13 protein-coding genes are annotated in these 19,591 nt (G+C 61.5%); 3 read left to right on the top strand and 10 right to left on the bottom strand.

Annotated elements, in window-relative coordinates:
* The 9 genes from gltB to pilM form a co-directional block, all read right to left on the bottom strand.
* A complete protein-coding gene (gltB, locus tag Q0931_RS01285) occupies window positions 1–4,455 on the bottom strand; it encodes a glutamate synthase large subunit (protein WP_299256476.1) in 4,455 nt (1,484 codons plus the stop codon).
* Between the two features lie 481 nt (window positions 4,456–4,936).
* Complete coding sequence (locus tag Q0931_RS01280; RefSeq protein ID WP_299256474.1) at window positions 4,937–6,304, bottom strand: citrate:proton symporter; 1,368 nt, start codon at window positions 6,302–6,304, stop codon at window positions 4,937–4,939.
* A 351-nt stretch (window positions 6,305–6,655) separates the two neighbouring features.
* Complete coding sequence (gene aroB, locus Q0931_RS01275) at window positions 6,656–7,738, bottom strand: 3-dehydroquinate synthase (protein WP_299256472.1); 1,083 nt, start codon at window positions 7,736–7,738, stop codon at window positions 6,656–6,658.
* A gap of 67 nt (window positions 7,739–7,805) precedes the next feature.
* Window positions 7,806–8,375 (bottom strand): shikimate kinase AroK, encoded by a 570-nt coding sequence (aroK, locus tag Q0931_RS01270; protein ID WP_299256470.1) that lies wholly within the window; start codon window positions 8,373–8,375, stop codon window positions 7,806–7,808.
* Window positions 8,375–10,546 carry a type IV pilus secretin PilQ gene (pilQ, locus tag Q0931_RS01265; RefSeq protein ID WP_299256468.1) on the bottom strand — a complete coding sequence of 724 codons (2,172 nt, stop codon included), beginning with the start codon at window positions 10,544–10,546 and terminating at the stop codon, window positions 8,375–8,377. The genes aroK and pilQ overlap by 1 nt, the downstream gene beginning before the upstream one ends.
* A complete protein-coding gene (locus Q0931_RS01260; RefSeq protein WP_299256466.1) occupies window positions 10,543–11,073 on the bottom strand; it encodes a pilus assembly protein PilP in 531 nt (176 codons plus the stop codon). Before Q0931_RS01260 ends, pilQ begins: the two co-directional genes overlap by 4 nt.
* Entirely contained in the window at window positions 11,070–11,750 is a 681-nt protein-coding gene (locus Q0931_RS01255) for a type 4a pilus biogenesis protein PilO (RefSeq protein ID WP_299256464.1), read from the bottom strand. Before Q0931_RS01255 ends, Q0931_RS01260 begins: the two co-directional genes overlap by 4 nt.
* Entirely contained in the window at window positions 11,747–12,364 is a 618-nt protein-coding gene (locus Q0931_RS01250; protein ID WP_299256462.1) for a PilN domain-containing protein, read from the bottom strand. Before Q0931_RS01250 ends, Q0931_RS01255 begins: the two co-directional genes overlap by 4 nt.
* Window positions 12,361–13,416 (bottom strand): type IV pilus assembly protein PilM, encoded by a 1,056-nt coding sequence (gene pilM / locus Q0931_RS01245; protein ID WP_299256460.1) that lies wholly within the window; start codon window positions 13,414–13,416, stop codon window positions 12,361–12,363. Before pilM ends, Q0931_RS01250 begins: the two co-directional genes overlap by 4 nt.
* A 281-nt stretch (window positions 13,417–13,697) precedes the next feature.
* On the opposite strand from pilM, the gene Q0931_RS01240 reads away from it, so the two are divergent.
* The 3 genes from Q0931_RS01240 (at window position 13,698) to Q0931_RS01230 (ending at window position 18,118) form a co-directional block, all read left to right on the top strand.
* On the top strand, window positions 13,698–16,229 hold the full coding sequence (locus Q0931_RS01240; RefSeq protein WP_299256458.1) for a penicillin-binding protein 1A: 2,532 nt from the start codon (window positions 13,698–13,700) through the stop codon (window positions 16,227–16,229).
* 63 nt (window positions 16,230–16,292) lie between these two features.
* Window positions 16,293–17,135, top strand: a complete 843-nt coding sequence (locus Q0931_RS01235) for a YdiY family protein (RefSeq protein WP_299256456.1) — start codon at window positions 16,293–16,295, stop codon at window positions 17,133–17,135.
* A gap of 203 nt (window positions 17,136–17,338) precedes the next feature.
* Window positions 17,339–18,118 carry a DUF481 domain-containing protein gene (locus tag Q0931_RS01230; RefSeq protein ID WP_299256454.1) on the top strand — a complete coding sequence of 260 codons (780 nt, stop codon included), beginning with the start codon at window positions 17,339–17,341 and terminating at the stop codon, window positions 18,116–18,118.
* A gap of 83 nt (window positions 18,119–18,201) precedes the next feature.
* Here the strand turns inward: Q0931_RS01230 and Q0931_RS01225 are convergent, their stop codons facing one another.
* Complete coding sequence (locus tag Q0931_RS01225; RefSeq protein ID WP_299256452.1) at window positions 18,202–19,473, bottom strand: malic enzyme-like NAD(P)-binding protein; 1,272 nt, start codon at window positions 19,471–19,473, stop codon at window positions 18,202–18,204.
* Window positions 19,474–19,591 lie beyond the last annotated feature (118 nt).

Below are 19,591 nucleotides of genomic sequence, written 5' to 3'. Positions count from 1 at the left end.
TCACTCGGGCCGGCGGCGGGATTCGGCCAGAAGGGTTCCAAGGCTTGCGGCCTTGGGCTTCACCAGCCAGAAATAGCGGACAAATTCGGTGAAATCCTCAAGGATCTCCTGCCCCCAGGCGGACCCGGTTTCAGCAACATACGCCTCAAGCGTTTCACGCAGATAGCGCCGATAGGCTTCCATGTACTCGGTGTTGACGCGCTGAATCTCGACCAGCTCATGGTTGTAGCTGTCCACGAACTCGCGATCCAGATCGAGGACAAAGGCAAAGCCGCCGGTCATGCCGGCCCCGAAATTGAGCCCGGTCCTGCCCAGCACCGTGACCACGCCACCGGTCATGTACTCACAGCAGTGATCGCCGGCACCTTCAATCACCGCAAAGGCCCCGGAGTTACGGACCGCAAAGCGCTCGCCGGCCGTGCCCGCCGCATAAAGTGTGCCGCCGGTCGCACCATACAGACAGGTGTTGCCGATGATCGCCGTATGGCGGCTTTCGAAACGGCTGTCCTTCGGCGGGGTGATGATCAGTCTGCCGCCGTTCATGCCCTTGCCGACGTAGTCGTTGGCATCCCCTTCGAGATACATGTTGAGCCCGCGGGCGTTCCACACGCCAAAGCTCTGGCCGGCCACGCCCTTGAGACGCAGCGTGATCGGCGCATCTTCAAGGCCTGCCTCGCCGTAGCGCTTGGCGATGGCGCCCGAGAGCGTGGCGCCAATCGAGCGGTCGCAGTTGGTGGTGGTGAGATGGAACTCGCCGCCGCTTTGCGCCTCGAGCGCCTCACGCGTGAGCGCCATGATCTCGAGGTTCTTCTCACCGCCATCGTGAGGCACGTTGCGCTCTACCTGGCAGAACTGCGGCGCATCGTCCGGGACGAAATCGTTATAAAGAAGCGATTCGAACTCGAGCGCGCGCTGGGAGCGGGTCTCGCCCTCGATCTTTTCGAGCAGATCCACCCGCCCGATCAGATCGGTCAACTGGCGTACGCCCAGCATGGCCATCAGCTCGCGTACTTCCTCGGCGATGAAGCGGAAGTAGTTCCTGACCATGTCCACCGTGCCTCGGAAATGCTCGTCACGCAGGCCCTGATGCTGGGTGGCGACACCGGTAGCACAGTTGTTGAGGTGGCAGATCCGCAGGTACTTGCACCCGAGTGCCACCATCGGCGCGGTGCCAAAGCCGAAGCTTTCGGCCCCCAGAATCGCGGCCTTGATGACGTCCAGCCCGGTTTTCAGGCCGCCGTCGGTCTGCAGGCGAATCCGACCACGCATGCCGTTGATGCGCAGGGCCTGATGCACCTCGGGCAGACCCAGCTCCCAGGGCGAGCCGGCATGCTTGATCGAGGTCAGCGGGCTGGCCGCGGTGCCGCCGTCATAACCCGACACCGTGATCAGGTCGGCGTAGGCCTTGGCTACGCCGGTGGCAATGGTGCCGATGCCGGGCTCGGACACCAGTTTGACCGAGACCTGCCCGGCCGGATTGACCTGCTTCAGGTCAAAGATCAGCTGGGCCAGATCCTCGATCGAATAGATGTCATGATGCGGCGGCGGCGAGATCAGCGTCACACCGGGCACGGCGTAGCGCAGCCTGGCAATCAGCGCGTTGACCTTGCCCCCTGGCAGCTGCCCGCCCTCACCGGGCTTGGCGCCCTGGGCGACCTTGATCTGCATGACTTCGGCGTTGACCAGATAGGCCGGCGTCACGCCAAAGCGCCCGGAGGCGATCTGCTTGATCTTGGACGAGCGAATCGTGCCGTAACGTGCGGGATCCTCCCCGCCTTCACCGGAGTTGGAGCGTCCCCCCGCCTCGTTCATGGCCTGAGCCAGCGACTCGTGCGCCTCGGGCGAGAGCGCACCAAGCGACATGCCGGCACTGTCAAAGCGCGGCAGCAGGTTTTCCACCGGCTCGACCTCGCTCAAATCAACCGGCTCGGCACTGGCCTTGAGCCTGAGCATGTCGCGGATGGTCGCCACCGGGCGCTCGTTGACCAGTGCCGCGAACACCTTCCACTTCTCGAAGCTGCCTTCCTGCACGGCTTCCTGCAGCTTTTTGACCACGTCCGGGTTGTAGGCGTGATACTCGTGGCCGTGGACATAGCGATAGATACCGCCCTGTCGGATCGGCTTGCGCGCCGTCCACGCATCCCGGGCCAGCAGCTCCTGCTGAAGCTGCAGCTCGGCAAAGCCGGTGCCTTCAATGCGCGAGGCCATGCCATGAAAGCACAGATCCATGATCTCGGAAGACAGCCCCACGGCTTCGAACTGCTGCGAGCCGCGGTAGGAGGCGATGTGAGAGATCCCCATCTTGGAGAGGATCTTGAACAGCCCCTTTTGCAGGCCGCGACGATAGTTCTCGCGACCATCCGCCGGATTACCGGTCAGCTCGCCGGTGCGGTACATGTCCGCCATGGTCTGATAGGCCAGCCACGGATAGACCGCCGTGGCGCCAACGCCAAAGAGCACCGCCATCTGGTGGGCGTCCCGGGCATAGCCGGTCTCGACCACGAGGTTGACGCGCGGCCGCAGGGCCAGACGACCCAGATGCTGGTGCACGGCGCCTACGGCCAGTGCCGGATGGATCGGCAGCTGACCCTTCTCAAGACCGTTGTCGGAAAGCACCAGCACCACGCAACCGGCGCGCGCCCGCTCTTCGGCCTGCTGACGCAGATGCACGATGGCCTCTTTCAGGCTCATCGACTCACCGTCATACATCATCGGCAGGCGACAGCTGGCAAAGACCGGATCGTCATGTTCGGTCAGCGCCGTGAACTTGCGCGGTGACAGCACCGGCGTGGTCAGAATCAGTCGATGGGCATGCTCGGGCGTGGCTTCAAACACGCTGCGCTCGGCACCCAGACAGGTCTCCAGCGACATCACGATCGCTTCACGCAGCGGGTCGATCGGCGGGTTGGTCACCTGGGCAAACTTCTGACGGAAAAAGTCGCTCAAAAGCCGCGGCTGACGCGACAGCACGGCCATGGGTGTGTCATCGCCCATCGAGCCGACTGCTTCCTGGCCGGTCTCGGCCAGCGGCCGCAGCACCTGATCACGCTCCTCGTTGGTGACGAGAAACATCTTCTCCATCGCCAGAAGCTGACCTTCGTCCACCGGCTGGAACTGCGCCAGCTCGGTCAGCGCCGACTCCAGATAGTGGGCATTTTCCTTCAACCAGCGCTTGTAGGGATAAGCGCGCTTGAGCTTGTCATCGACATCGCGGGTATGCAGCACCTCGCCGGTATGGGTATCCACCGACAGGATCTGCCCCGGACCCACGCGCCCCTTGGCCACGACCGACCCGCTGGGATAGTTCCACACGCCGATTTCGGAGGCGAGCGTGATGTAGCCGTTGTCGGTGATCACCCAGCGGGCCGGGCGCAGGCCGTTACGGTCGAGCATGCACACGGCGTGGCGACCGTCGGTCAGCACGATACCGGCCGGGCCGTCCCAGGCCTCCATATGCATGGAGTTGTATTCGTAAAAGGCACGCAGCTCGCTGTCCATGGTCTCGACGTTCTGCCACGCCGGCGGCACCATCAGGCGTACGGCGCGGTAAAGCTCCATGCCGCCGGTCAGCAGCAGCTCGAGCATGTTGTCCATGCTGGAGGAGTCGGAACCGGTGGTATTGACCACCTCATCCAGGCCGGCAATCTCCTTGAGGCGCTCGGTGGTAAAGCTCTCCTTGCGGGAATTGGCCCAGCTGCGGTTGGCCTCGATGGTGTTGATTTCACCATTGTGGGCGAGAAAGCGAAACGGCTGGGCCAGCGGCCAGCGCGGTGCCGTATTGGTCGAAAAGCGCTGGTGGAAGACGCAGATCGAGGTCTCCATGCGCTCATCGCCCAGGTCGTGATAGAAGGTCGGCAGATCCGCCGGCATCATCAGACCCTTGTAGGAGACGACCTTCGAGGAGAGCGAGCAGACGTAGAACTCTTCCTCGCGCTTGAGCTTTTGCTCGGCAAACCGGCGCGCCATGTACAGATCGACATTGAAGTCGAGGTCGCTGTCACGACCGCTGGCCGGTGACACGAACATCTGGCGAATGCGCGGCATGCACGACTGCGCCAGCGGCCCGCAGACGCTGTCGTCTACCGGCACATCGCGCCAGCCGTGAAACGCAAGGCCGCGGGCGGCGAGTTCTTCCTCGACAACGCCCCGCGCTTTCATTTCACGGTCGTCGTCGTCGGGGAAGAACACCACGCCCACGGCGAAATTGTCGCCCAATTCTGCCTGCAGTGACTCCCGGGCAATGTCGCGCATGAATCCTGTCGGCATGCCCAGCAGCAGGCCACAGCCGTCACCGGTCCTGCCATCGGCGTTGATACCACCGCGGTGCGTCATGCAGGTCAGGGATTCAATGGCGGTGGCCAGCAGGTCGTGGCTTGACTGCCCTTCCATGTGAGCGATCAGGCCGAAACCGCAGTTGTCTCGGAACTCGTCGGGCCGATGAAGACCTCTTGTCATGAACATGCCTCTCCGTAAACGCTAAAAAGCGAAGCATCAAGAAATTGACACGGTTGTAATGGGTCTAAAAGAAGGATACTCTAATCGGTTATTTTTATTTCAAACAGCGCCTCTTGAGCGCCCGAGGTGGGAAAAGAGCTGCTTCGAGCATACGATAGACGGCCCGTGAGGCAAACCCCCTGCCGCCCTCCGAGTTTTGGAAAAAACGGCTCCATTTCGAAGAGTTACGTTCCCCATCTGATAAAAAAGACTGTCTTCTCAAGACGTTAGGCCTGCACCTCAATGATGCCGAAAGTCGTTCAACGCCCTATAAAAGGGCGACCAACCCCATGCCGTTTGTGCATGACCCATGCCTTTTTTGGTTTTCACCCTGCCGTCACGCGACCTCCCTCCCTGACGTAAAAGGCCCGGAAAACAACTTCCGGGCCAGAACAGACATTGCCATGCAACCACCAGCGTCAGGATGGCCGGCAGCGCGGTTTCAATACAGACCAAACAGGTAGCCCACCACCATCATGATCAGGCTGAATCCCCATAGATAGAGGAAGGCATAGCGGATATAGCGTCCCATCTCGAGACCGGCCAGCCCCAGCGCCAGCCACAGCGCCGGTGAGAACGGGCTGATAAAGGTGCCCACGATGCTACCGATCGACATGGCGTGGGCCACCGAGATCGGATCTACCCCGGCACTGGCCGTAATCTGCTGAATGACCGGCAGCAGCGCGAAGTAGTAGGCATCGGTACTGGTCAGAAGCTCCAGCGGTACCCCCATGATGCCCACGAGAATATGCAGCACGCCCACGGCCTGGCCCGGCAGCACGTGCGTCACATCCAGCGCGATCGACTCCAGCATGCCCGTGCCGTTGAGAATGCCCAGAAAGGCCCCGGCTGCAGCAATGATCGCCCCCATGTTGAACGCCTGCGGCGCGTAGCGCGTGATGACGCGTGACTGCGCCGACAGGCTCGGATAGTTGAGCAGCAGTGCCACCGACAGCGACAGCATGAAGATATAGGCCGGTGCCATCAGCCCCAGCGCCAGCGACACGACCGTGACCAGCGTCAGCGCCGCGTTGATCCAGTAAAAGCGCGGCATGCCGTGACGCGTATCAGGTTCTTGTTCATGGTCGCTGTCGTGGGAAGTCTCATTGGCGGCGGCCGTGCCATTGGAAGCAATATCCGTGCTGCTGCCCGGTGGATAGTGACGTGCGATGGCGGCTTCTACCCCGCCGGCGGCCTGGATTTGACGCTTTTCACGCAGCCCCAGCAGCGCCGCGCCAGTCACGGCCAGCCCTACACCGATCAGCTGTACCGGAATCAGCCCGTGCCAGAGCTCGTCGGGAGAGATATTGGTGACGGCGGCAGCCCGTCCAATCGGGCCACCCCAGGGCACCATGTTCAAAAGACCCATGCTGGTCGCCATCAGGGTCAGCATTAGATAGGGGTTCATGCCCAGTCGACGATAGAGCGGGATCAGCGCCGGCAACACGATCAGGAAGGTGGCTGCACCGGCCCCGTCCAGATGCACACAGGCAGCCACCAGCGCCGTCATGACCGCCACGGCCACCACGTTGCCACGGGTCAACTTCACCATGCCGGTAATCAGCGGATCAAAAAGCCCGCGCTCTTTCATGACCGAAAAGAAAAGGATGGCGAACATGAACATGAAGGCAACGCCGGCCACCTTGGTCACGCCCTGCTGAAAAAATTCCGATATCTCACTGATGCCAAAACCGGCCAGCAGCGCGCCAACGAAGGGAATGGCGCTGAGCGCGATAACCGGGATGACCTTCTCAAACAGCAAAAGGGTCACGATGGTGATAATGATGGCAAGGCCTATGAGGGTCAGCACCTTTCCTCTCCCGTGTGTGTTGTCATGAAGGGGCCTGCCGGCAAAGTGTCGGCTGGAAACCATCGGGCGAGACTAGAGGGCCCGGCTGCTGCAAGGCAAAACTTACACAATTGAAAGGAAAGGAATTTTTAGTACCGGTCTGATCTCACAATAAGACCTTGGTCTCAGGAATAAGACGCTCAACAGGAATCATTATTATTTGAAGCGACGTTTGGCCCTTGAAACTTTCATAAATGAAAGCCTCGGCCAATGTAGTGATACTACTAAAGTTGAGTTAAAAAAATGGCCGATGCGTCGTTGCACCGGCCATCCATCAGAGACATCACACCATATCAGAATAAACGAATAAAACTACTGCCTTTCCCAGTGTTCCAGAAGCTCATGGACCTGTGCTTCATCGATCTCGTCGGTGATACAGGCCTCACCCAGCGCCTTTAACAGCACCAGCCGCAGACGCGCATCCGTCACCTTCTTGTCCAGATGCATCAGCTCCAGAAAACGCTCGGCGCTGACCTTCGCCGGCGCGTGACGCGGCAGGCCGGCATCCTCGAGCAGGGACGCCACCCGGTTGACGGCGGCCACATCCAGCCAGCCAAGACGATGCGACAGGGCCGTGGCCATCATCATGCCGGCACCAACGGCCTCGCCATGCAGCCAGTTTCCGTAGCCCATGGCCGTCTCTATCGCATGGCCGAAGGTGTGTCCCAGATTGAGATGGGCCCGCACCCCCTGCTCGGTCTCGTCTTCCACCACGATCTCGGCCTTGACGGCGCAGCTTTTCAAAATCGCTTCGGTCAGAAGCGAGGCGTCCAGCGCGCGCAGACCGGCCATGTTGTTCTCAAGCCATGTCAGGAAGGCCTCATCACGGATCAGGCCGTACTTGATGACCTCGGCAAGCCCGGCCGTCAGTTCACGGGCCGGCAGCGTCCTGAGGGTGTCGGTATCCACAATCACCGCACGTGGCTGATGAAAGGCGCCGATCATGTTCTTGCCACGCGGATGGTTGACGCCGGTCTTGCCACCCACCGAAGAGTCTACTTGTGCCAGGAGCGTGGTGGGGATCTGGATAAAGGCAATGCCGCGCTGATAGCTGGCCGCCGCGAAACCGGTCATGTCGCCGGTCACCCCCCCGCCCAGCGCGATCAGGGTGGCGCGGCGATTAAAACCGGCGGCCAGCAGACCATCCCAGATGCGCTCGACGTGCTCGAGATTCTTGGTCGCCTCGCCGTCGGGCAAAATCACCTCGTGGACCTCAAAACCGGTCAGGGTCGCCTTCAAGCGTTCGAGATACAGCGGTGCCACCGTCTCGTTGGTCACGATCATGACCTGACGGCCGCCAAGATGCGGCGTCAAAAGCGAGGCATCATCCAGAAGACCGGGCCCGACATGAATGGGGTAGTGACGATCCGGCAATTCCACCGTGAGGGTCTGCATCTGCGATATCCGTTGGATCAGTAAAGGGGAAATGGGGGCATCCGGCACCGCCGCTGACGGGCAGCCTCTAAAGCGAGTAGCCCGACAGATCGGCGCAACAGTCGCGCGAGACGCAGCCCGCATAGCGGCGAGTACGTCGTCGAATTTCGGCCACCACCGAGCGCGGACTGCGGCGGTCGGTGCTGACAATCAGGGTTGCGGTGTCACGATAGAGCGGATCACGCACTTCCAGCAGTTCGCGCAGGCGCTGCTCCGGGTCGGCGCACTGTAAAAGCGGCCGGTTGCGATCCCGCGACGTGCGCTTGAGCTGCTGCTCAACGGTGGTGGAGAGATAGATGACCACGCCCCGCTCACGCAGCAGGCGCCGGTTGGTCGGATGCATGACCGCACCACCGCCGGTGGCCAGCACGATCCCCTGGTAGCGGGTAATTTCATCGATGACCTGAGCTTCGCGAAGGCGAAAGCCGGCCTCACCCTCGACATCAAATATCCAGGGAATATTACAGCCACAGCGCTGCTCGATAACGTGGTCGCTATCGAAGAAGTCACGCTGCAGCTCGGCCGCAAGTGTGCGGCCGATGGTGCTTTTGCCGGTCCCCATGGGGCCGACCAGAAACAGATTGGGTAATGCCTGCATTAGCGCACCGTCAGGGTGTCCTCAAGGATCCTTGGCGTAATGAACACCAGCAATTCTACCTTTTCATTGGACTGTTCGGTATAGCGAAACAGTCGACCAAGGCCCGGCAGATCACCCAGAAAAGGGGTCTTGTACAAATTGTTGACCTGCTCGGTAGAGAGGATACCGCCAAGTACGACCGTTTCACCATCATTGACCAGCACCTGGGTCTGAATTTGATTGGTATCAATGGCCGGAACACCGTTGTACTGATTGCTGGAGACGTCGTCATTGTTGACGATCAGATCCATGATAATGCGATTGTCCGGCGTGATCTGGGGCGTGACCTCCAGTGACAGCACGGCCTCCTTGAACTGTACGGTCGTGCCGGTCAGCGTACTGTCACCGCCCTGCTGGTAGGGGATTTCCTGCCCCTGCTTGATCAGGGCCGGATGCTGATTGGCCGTGATCACCTTGGGCTGGGAAATGGTCTGGCTCTTGCCCTCGGACTCCAGCGCATTGAGCTCCAGGTCCAGCAATACATCGCCGGAGAGATAGCCAAAGCTGAAACCGGTGGTAGGCGCCACGCTGTTACCCAGATCCACGCTCAGCCCGCCATTGGCCGCCACGCCACTGGAGGCGCCGGCCAGATTGATGCCACTGGAAGGGGTTCCCGGACGAGATACGCCCCAGCGCACACCCAGCTGATTGACCACTCGATCACGGGCAATCACGATACGCGCCTCGATCTGGACCTGGCGCACGGGGACATCCAGATGATCGATGGTGCGACGGATCTCCTCGATGCGCTCGCGGGTATCCTGCACCAGCAGCGTATTGGTGCGCTCATCCACCGACACGTGTCCGCGCTCGGACAACAGCCCCAGCCCCTGCTCTCCGCGCAGCAGCGCGGCCATATTGATCGCTCTGGCATAGCGCATCTGTAGATAGTCGGTGGTCAACGCCTCGTTGGCGGAGAGACTCTGATCGGCCTGGGCAACACGCTGCGCCATGCCGGCCAGCTCTTCACCGGGCGCCACCAACAGCACGTCGCCGCTGCGGCGACTGGCAAGCCCGCGGGTCTGCAGAATCAGATCAAGTGCCTGATCCCACGGCACCTGACGCAGGTTGATCGTCACGTTACCGCTGACGGTGTCGCTGACCACCAGATTGAGCCCGACTTCATCGGCCAGAATCGACAGCACCGTGCGCACGTCAATGTCCTCGAAATTCAGCGAGATGCGCTTGCCGTCAAAGGGAAACTGCGATTGCTGTTGACTGGCGGCCGCCGAGTCCGCCGACGACACCCGAATCACTGCCTCGCGACCGCGCTGGGTCGCCATCGCGACAGCCCCCGGGGCCATGGCCAGCGTGAGCACGACATCCTCGCCCGACTGTGAGGGCGTAATACGCGATACCGGCGTTGCAAAATCACTGACATCCATGATGCGCTGCCACTGTGGTGTCAGCCGCACGCCGCTCAGACGCACCCGCGCCTGCCCGCCCTGCACATCCAGCTGGGGCGAGATGCCCTGCCGATCCAGGGACACGATCAGCTCCCCGGCACCCTGCCCGGCGACGCGATAGTCGATATTGTCGATTCGGGCGCGGGCGTCGCTGACCGCCGAGGCCCCGCTGTCATCAGGGGCTTGTGTGGCCGCACCGCCCGCCTGAACGGCGGCAATACGCTGCAAAAGATCGCCACCCCGGCCCGCACCGCTGCCCGACGCGCGCTCGCCGAGTCTGACCTCCAGCACATTGCCCACTGCAGACAGCTGCCAGCCCACCGGGTGGGCCATGGCCAGAATGACGCGCAACCGATCGCCCGAAACGTGTGCCTCGGCCTCATCGACACTGGCGCCGGCCAGCGGTACACGCGATGACGACAACCGACTACCGGCGCCGTTGAAATCCAGCACCAGCCGCTGCGGAGCACTCAGCAGAGTGGACTGCGGCACGCTGACGGCGCCATCAAAGGTCAGTCGAACGAGCTCCTGCCCCGGGCCTGCCGGGCGCAGCGAGATATCGGTCAACGAGGCAGCACTCGCCAGCGCGCCCGTCAGAAGCAGTAAAAGCCCCGTCAGAAGCGTGACGACACGACGCCTGAATCGGCGGCGACCCATCACTTTCGTCAGAAGGTGCAGCCCGGTCGACGGCCGATCGCAGTAAAAAGGGTGACCCTTGGGTATCATGAGGTTGCTCCCAGCGTCAGCGTGCGGCTGACTTCGCTGAAACCGCCGCGGCCATCCGGCGCCAGCTCCGTAATCTCGATATGGTCACTGCCGATGCGTGTGACCCGTCCACTGTTTTCACCAATGTGCTGTCGCGGCTCAAGGCGTACGACCCGTCCATCGGGTGTGCGTATCAACGCAATCGTGCGTCCCCCCACACTCAGGGTGCCCACCAGCCGCAAGGTCGCGAGCGCGTAGCTTTCCAGCGGCTCGCGAGCGCGGCCGGCGTCGGGTCTGACGCCATCCGAGGGCGTCGCCTCCACGGGAGCGGTCATCACCATGCCAGGCGCGGCGGCGAAGGGGCTGCGCTGCTCATGGGCGTCATAGTGCAGAGGGTGATACACCGGCTGCTCGGGCAGCGCATCCAGATGGCCGACCGGACGATGACGCAGTGTCTCGAGCTCGGCATCCAGCTGTGCACTGCTGTCGCGCTCACAGCCCCAGAGCCCCAGGCACAGTGCCAGCATGACCAACGCAGAGGCCCTCATGGCGTCACCGCCGCGCCTGAGCCGGCTTCTGCCTGTTCGGGCTCATAGCGATAGGTCTCGGCCTGCAGCGACAACACCAGCGCATCATTGGCCTCGCTGTCCGTGGGCGCCAGGGACTCGCTGTCCGCAGGCGCCAGGGTGAAATCATGCAGCGTCACGATGCGTGGCAGTTCTGCCACCCGTGAAATAAAGGCCGCCAGGTGGTGGTAATCGCCACGCACCTGAATATCCAGCGGCTGGGTCATATAGAAAGGGTGCGCCTCGGTCGAGGCCAGCCGGATGAAGTCGATGTCGAGCTGCTGCTGGCGCGCGGCGTCGCTGATGTCATCGAGCAGCGCCGGGACTTCGCTGTCCGTGGGCAGCATGCTCAACAGCGCGCCCATGCGCGCATCCAGTTCCTGCATACGCCTTTCCAGCAGCGGCAGATTGGCCGCCTGAAAGGCGCGCGTGGCGTACTGCGATTTCATCGTTTCCACCTGCGCACGGGCATCACTGACATCACGCGCGACGGGGGCGGCCAGATACCACTGCGCCCCGAACGCCACCACCAGCACCACCAGCGCGCAAAAAAGTACCCGTAAAAGCCAGGGCCAGCTGCCGCCATCTTCAAGACTCAGTTCGCTCAGGCGAACCTGACGCAGCCGCTGCCATTCAAGACGCCAGTCGATGCGGGTCATGGCGAGGCCTCCGCTGTCGTCGTCGCAGCTGACGGCATTTCATGCAAAGGGTGCTCCGGCACCTGCAGATTGAAGCGCCGACGGTTTGAACGCTCGTTTTCAGCACGCACGTCCAGCAGCAGAGGCTCCCCCAGTACCGGCGCATTCGAAAGCGCGCGCATCTGATCGGAGACCTGACGGTTGGTGGTCGCCAGCCCACTGATTTCGAGCTGACCGTCATGGCGCGCCACCCGGTCGTAGACCGCACCGTCGACCAGGGTATCGGTCAGCGCCTGAAAAAGCGCCACGGTCTGGGAGCGCGAGAACTGCAACTGCCGGATCAGCTCGATACGTTCCTGCATCTGGCGGCGCCGATCCTCCAGGGCATGCCCCTGAGTGATGTCGTGTTCAAGGCTTTCGGTGCGCTGCTGGATATAAGCGATGTCGGCATTGACGCGACCCAGCTGGTACTGCTGGTAGTACTGGCACAAAAACCCGATACCCAGCCCGACAAGCACGGCAAGCAACAGCCAGAGGTGAAAGCGTCGGGTGCGCCGCTCGCGCGCCTGCTCCCGCCAGGGCAGCAGGTTGATATCGATCGGGACATCGCCCGGTGTTTCGATCACCGTGCTCATGACAGCGATCTCATGGCCAGCCCGCAGGCGGTCATCATGGCCGGGGCATCCAGGGCGAGACTGGCATTGTCGATGCCGCTGCCAATACGCATGGTGGCAAACGGATTGGCAGGCACGACCTCAAGTCGGCTCTCCTCGGCCAGGCGCTCGGCCAGCCCCTCAATGACGCTGGAGCCGCCGGCCAGAATCAGCCGCTCGATTTCGCAGGCACCGGCCGTGGTGTAGTAAAGCTTCAGCGAGCGCATGATCTGCTGCACCAGCGATTCCCGAAAGGGGTGGAGAATGCGCTGACGGTAACCCGGCAGATCACCGGTTTTCTTGGCACGCCCGGCATCATCAAAGGTCAGACGATAGTGCTGACGAATTTCGTCGGTCAGCTGGCGCCCGCCCATGACGTTGTCACGGGTATGCACGATGCGACCGCGATGCACGATGTGAAAGGCGGTCATGCTGGCACCGATGTCGATCAGGGCACTACCCCGGTCGGGGTGATGGGGGGTTCGGGACAGCAGATAGCGGGTGGCACGCTCCATGGCGAACATTTCGACATCTACCACTGCAGGCTCGAGTCCGACCTGTTCCAGTACGTCGGTCAGCTGCTGCATGTCCTGCCGTCGGCAGGCCACCAGCAGGATATCCTGCTGATCGTCATAGCGGGCATTGACGCCCAGACGCTGAAAATCGAGCGTCACTTCATTGAACGGAAACGGAATGTGCTTGTCCGATTCCATGGCAATACGCTGGGCAATGTCATTATCATCAAATGACACCGGCATGCTCAGCACCTTGGTAATCACGGCGCCGGTGGGCACGGCCACCACGGCACGGCGCGCACGCGGGCCGGCATGGTCAATGGCACGGGACAGGGCCATGACCACCTGGTCGATGTCACGAATGCGTCGCTCGACCACGGCGCGATCCACCAGCGGACGTACGGCCCAGGAGGCCACCCGCCAATGATCACTGTGACGCTCAAGCTCGAGCAGCTTGACGGTGGCGGAGGTAATATCCACGCCGATCAAACCCTGTGTCGCATGTCCAAAACCCAGCACTTGAGCTCTCCGGCCAGTGGCTCGTCTTTTACGAACCTTGTTTATAACGTGTCCCGAACCACCCTGATGGCGCAAATAACGGGGTTTACTCGCGCTTTAAACGGTTTTAAAAGCACGTACTCTGTGCTCGACTACCCATTAACGCTGGTCGCCCTGGCACCGGCTACTTATAATGCCCGGCTTGCTAGTGTCATATTCCCGCGCGGCCTTCGACGACGACGCCAGACGGTCACCGATGTCCTGCGCACCCAAGCCCGCCTCATTGACGGAACACGTGTTACATGACGTTCATCAAGCGCCTGGTTTTCCACCTCTTTTTCCTGCTGCTTGCCATAACGGCCGGCATCGCACTTTCTGTAGCTGGCGCTGCGCTCTACTTCGCTCCCAGCCTGCCCGACGTTCACCAGCTACAGGACTACCAGCTCGAAATGCCGCTGCGGGTCTATACCCATGATGACAAGCTCATCGGTGAGTTCGGTGCCCAGCGCCGCCAGCTGGTCAAGGGTGACGAGATTCCGCAGAACTTTATCAATGCCCTGCTGGCCGCCGAAGATGCCGGTTTCTATCAGCACCCGGGTGTAGACCCTCGCGGTCTGATGCGGGCCGCGCTCGAGCTGGGCACCAGCGGTCGTATCCGTTCCGGTGGCAGCACCATCACCATGCAGGTCGCGCGTAACTATCTGCTCACCCTTGATCAGACCTTTACCCGCAAGATTCGCGAGATCCTGCTGTCGCTGCAGATGGAGCAGATTCTGTCCAAGCAGCAGATCCTCGAGCTTTACGTCAACAAGATCTATCTGGGCCAGGGCGCCTATGGCGTGGGGGCGGCGGCCGAGGCCTATTTTGACAAGCCGCTCAACGAGCTGAGCCTGCCGGAGCTGGCCACCATCGCCGGCCTGCCCAAGGCGCCGTCGAGTCTGAACCCGATCAGCAACCCTCAGCGTTCGTTGATTCGACGCAATTGGGTACTGCTGCGCATGCATCAATTGGGAATGATCGACCAGAGCGCCTATCAGGACGCCGTTCAGGCACCGATCGAAACCAGACGCCATCACGCCCAGCCTGATGTTCAGGCCCCCTGGGTGGCCGAGATGGCACGCCAGTACGCCATTGAGCGCTTTGGCGATGAGGCCTATACCGGCAACTACCGCATCGTGACAACGCTTGACAGCAGGATGCAGGAAGCCGCGCGTGATGCACTCATCAACGGCCTGGTGGATTACGACACCCGCCATGGCTGGCGCGGCGCGGAAGAAAGCGATATCCCGGCCAGCCTGTCAGAAGCTCAGGACCGCACCGACCGCGCAGGCCTTGAAGAAGAGCTCTCCGAGTCGCCGGAAGTCGAAAGTACCGCCCGCGAGGCCGCCGCACGCAGCAAGGCTTCCGTTCCGGGTATCGACGGCGATGTCAGCAACTGGCAGCGCGTGCTGGATGCCACCCCGCGTCTGGGGCCGCTGCAGCCGGCCATCGTAATCGACACCAGTGGCCGCACCATGCGGGTACTCAACGATAACGATGAGGTCATCACCATTGAGTGGCCGGGGCTTGAATGGGCTGCGCGCTACCTGAGCCCGCGTGGTCGGGCGGCAGCACCGAGCAGTGCCGGTCAGATCGCCAAACGCGGCGATCTGGTCCGCATCATGGAACGCACCCGTGGCGACGGCTGGCGCCTGGCGCAGATGCCGCAGGCCGAAGGCGCGCTGGTATCGCTGGACCCGCAGACCGGTGCCCTGAGGGCACTGCAGGGCGGCTTCAGTTTCGCCAGCAGCAAGTTCAACCGGGTGACTCAGGCACGCCGTCAGCCCGGCTCCAACTTCAAGCCGTTCATCTACCTGGCCGCGCTTGAAAACGGTATGACACCGGCCACCATCGTCAACGATGCGCCGATCGTACAGGCCGGCATCGGCAATCAGGACGCCTGGCGCCCCGAAAACTCCGAGCGCAGCTTTGGCGGCCCGACCCGGCTGCGCGTGGGCCTTTATCGCTCGCTCAATCTGGTGACCATCCGCACCCTGCAGTCGGTGGGTCTGGACAACACCATCGACTTCCTGGTCAACATGGGTTTTGAGCGCAAGCGTCTGCCGCATGGCCTGTCGCTGGCACTCGGCACGGCCGAATTGACACCGCTGGAGATTGCCCGTGGCTACGCCGAGATTGCCAATGGCGGTTTCCGCATCAAACCGTGGTTCATCGAGCGCGTGACCCAGGGCGAAGACGGTCCCAACCTGCTGGAAGAAACCAATCCGCCGGCAGCGTGTCGCGACTGTGATCCGATGGAGGCTACCGTCACCATTGACGGGCGCACCTATCCGATTGCCGAGCGCGTGGCCTCGCCCGAATCGGTGTATATGCTGCGCACCATGATGCGCGATGTCATCGAGCGTGGTACCGGTCGTGCGGCACTGTCACTCAATCGCGGTGATATTGCCGGCAAGACCGGTACCACCAACGATCAGCGCGATGCCTGGTTCTCGGGATTCAACAACAACGTGGCCACCAGCGTCTGGGTCGGCAAGGATACCAACGAGACCATTGCCGAATATGGGGCTCAGGCTGCGCTGCCCATCTGGAAGGATTACATGGGCGCGGTACTCAAGGGGACGCCGGAAGCGGCACCGAGTGCCCCTGACGATATCGTGACGGTGCGAATTGATCCGGATACCGGCAAGCGCCTGCATGATGAAGACAGCGGTGGCATCACCGAAATCTTTCGGAAGGACAACCTGCCGCCTTATCAGCCACGCTCGATTCGTCCTGAGCTTGAATCGGAAAGCGGCTCTCAGGGCACCGGCAGTTACGACGCCATTTTCTGATCGTGCTTATCTGTCTGTCCGGGCGTCCTGTCCGGACAGGCATTCAAACCGCAATGAAACCTCATGACCATGCACCCATCCGTTTACGCCAACACCGATGTCACGACCGCGCCCGCGCCGATGGTCACGTCCCGCACGCCTTTGGTCCTTCGCCGGGGGCTCGGAGTATTCGTGCTGACCGTCATGGTGGTCTGCTGGCATGGCAGTGCCCGGGCTGCCGATTCACTGTTCTATGCGCCGCCGCCGCCCAGCGATGACTCAGTGCCCTTTTCGGGCGCCATCGAGCTTGGCTATACGGCGCTTTCCGGCAATACCAATACCGAAACACTGCTGGGCAAGGGCCGTATCACCTGGTATGACCAGGCCTGGACGCACACCACCCGCGCCGAGGTCAAAAGCGTCAGTGACAGCGAAAACACCACCGCCGAGCAGTATCTGTTCAGTCAGCGCGAACGCTATTCGCTCGGAGAGTCCTCCAACTATCTCTTCGGGCTGGCGCGCTATGAAAAGGAGCGCTTCTCGGGCTACGACAATCAGTTCACGACCATCCTCGGCTACGGCCGCCAGCTCTTTGATACCGACCTGCAGGCCCTGTCGCTGGAAGCCGGTCCCGGTTACCGCTTTGATGACTACGAAAATGCCGGCAGCCGACACATGCTGCTGGGCTATCTGGCTGCCGACTATTCGCTGTCGCTGTCCGATACGGCAAGCTTCATTCAGCAGTTTTCGGTCGAAGGCGCCGAGGACAACGTGACCCTTCGCTCCTACTCGGCCATTTCAGTGGCGATCAATTCAAGCCTTGCGCTTCGGGTGTCCCACGACATCAAGAGCAATTCCAATCCCCCCCGCGAGGCAGACGCCCACACTGATCGCACCACGGCGGCTTCGGTGGTTTACAACTTCTAACGCCATTCAACGTTTCGGCCCACGAAAACATCAGGTTTCACAAAACGTGACCCCAAACCCCGTGTTGCCCTTGAGCCTTCAGGGCACACTGCTGTTGCGCAGCGCCATGCCCAGCATCAGGGCTCGCTGCGATACCGCCCCATGGGCCAAAACCACAACAGCTGCGACCGCAGTGCCTCGGTATTCAAGAGATTTCCATCATCATGGGTTCACGCTACACACGTTTTCTTGTTCCTGTTCTACCGCTTTTGATCACTGCACTGTCGACCGGACAGAGTCTGGCCGCCGATAACGAAAACTTTGCCGGCTATTCAACGCTTGAAAGCGCCAGTCAGGCCGAAGAAGACTTCGATGGCGAATATGCGCTGGGCTATACAAAACTCTCCGGCAACAGCAACAGCGCCAGTCTGCGCACCAATGCCGACCTCACCTGGTACAGCGGCCCCTGGTCGTGGAATCTCTATGCCGGCATTAACAGCGCCAGCGATGAGGACGACACCTCGGCCGAGAACTACAATCTCGGCGGGCGCACGCGCTATAACCTGAGCGACGATAATTACCTCTTTGGTCTGGCGCGCTGGCGCAAGGATCGTTTCGCCGGTTACAACTCCCAGAGCACGCTGGCCGGCGGTTATGGCCGCCAGCTGTTCAGCGGGCCGCCGCAGTCACTCTCGGTGGAAGCCGGCCCCGGCGTGCGCCGCGACAGCTATACCGGTGGCGACAAGAAGTATCGGGCGCTGGCCTATGGCGGCCTGAACTATCGCTGGCAGGTCTCGGATACCGCCACCTTCGGCCAGGATCTGGTAGTGGAAGCCACCGGGCTCAATCTCATCATGCGCTCCCGGACCTCGATGACCGTGGCGATCAATGACGCCCTGGCGATGCGCCTGTCCTACGATGTCGACTTCAATGATGATCCGCCCGAGGACGCCGAACACAAGACCGATACCACCACGGCCGTCTCGGTGGTCTACGACTTTTAGACGTTTCTGCCCGGCGTAAAAAACCCCGCCACCTTTCGGTCGCGGGGTTTTTCGTGTTGCGTATTGCTCAACGAGGCACGCGATCAGCCGCCGTAGACATCCTCAATGCTGGTCAGCGGATAATGGGACGGGTAGGCCTTGGTGGCCACACCCGAGTCTACCGCAGCGCGGGCCACCGCGGAGGAGACGCGATCCAGCAGGCGCGAATCCAGTGGCGTGGGGATGATGTAGCCACGACCGAACTCGAGCGATTCAAGCTCATAGGCACTCAGCACCTCCTGCGTGACCGGCTCGCGAGCAAGGTCCTTGAGGGCGTGGACGGCGGCGACCTTCATCTCTTCATTGATTTCGCGTGCCCGCACGTCCAGCGCGCCGCGGAAGATGAAGGGAAAGCCCAGCACGTTATTGACCTGATTGGGATAGTCCGACCGACCGGTCGCCATGATCACGTCATCACGGGTCGCGTGCGCCGTGTCGGGATGAATTTCCGGATCCGGATTGGAGCAGGCAAAAACAACGGGATTGGCCGCCATTTTTTTCAGCTGCTCGGCAGTGAACAGATCGGGACCGGACAGGCCGATAAAGACATCGGCGCCTTCAATGACATCATCCAGGCTGCGCTGGTCGGTAGTGGCTGCGTAGCGCGCCTTGAACTCATTGAGGTCTTTACGGCCATTGTGAATGACGCCCTTGCTGTCGAGCATACGGATGTTGTCACGTGTCGCACCGCAGGCAATCAGCAGATCCATGCAGGCAATGGCGGCAGAACCGGCGCCAAGGCAGACGATGCGGGCGTCCGTCAGTGTCTTGCCGGCAATGTCGAGCGCATTGAGCAGCCCGGCGGCGGTCACGATGGCCGTCCCGTGCTGGTCATCATGAAAGACCGGGATATCACAACGCGCCTTGAGTTCGCGCTCGATCTGGAAACACTCGGGCGCCTTGATGTCTTCCAGATTGATGCCGCCCCAGCTGCAGGCGATATTGGCCACGGTCTCGATAAAGGCGTTGGGATCCGCGTTGTCCACCTCGATGTCGATGGCATTGATCCCGGCAAAGCGCTTGAAAAGAACGCCCTTGCCTTCCATGACCGGCTTGCTGGCAAGCGCCCCCAGATTGCCCAGTCCGAGGATAGCGCTACCATTGGAGATCACGGCGACCAGATTGCCCTTGCCGGTATAGCGATAGGCGGTTTCGGGATCGCGGGCGATTTCACGGACCGGCTCGGCCACGCCCGGGCTATAGGCCATGGCGAGATGTTTTGAGGAGGTCGTGGGCTTGGTGACTTCGATGCTCAGCTTTCCCGGAATCGGGTGAGCATGATAATCCAGTGCTGCCTGTCTCTTGTCCTGGGACATGTTTTTTTATCCGATTGAAAATCAACGATCAATCCGGCGGAGCGTAACGAAAAAGCCCCCACCCCACAAGCTGGCAGAGTCGATTCACACAGGGGATACAAGAGCACTACATTAGTGC

The organism is uncultured Kushneria sp., from assembly GCF_947497025.1.
Lineage (GTDB): Bacteria > Pseudomonadota > Gammaproteobacteria > Pseudomonadales > Halomonadaceae > Kushneria.
Note: the sequence above shows the minus strand (reverse complement) of the source record. Positions and strands in the feature narration are given on the sequence as shown.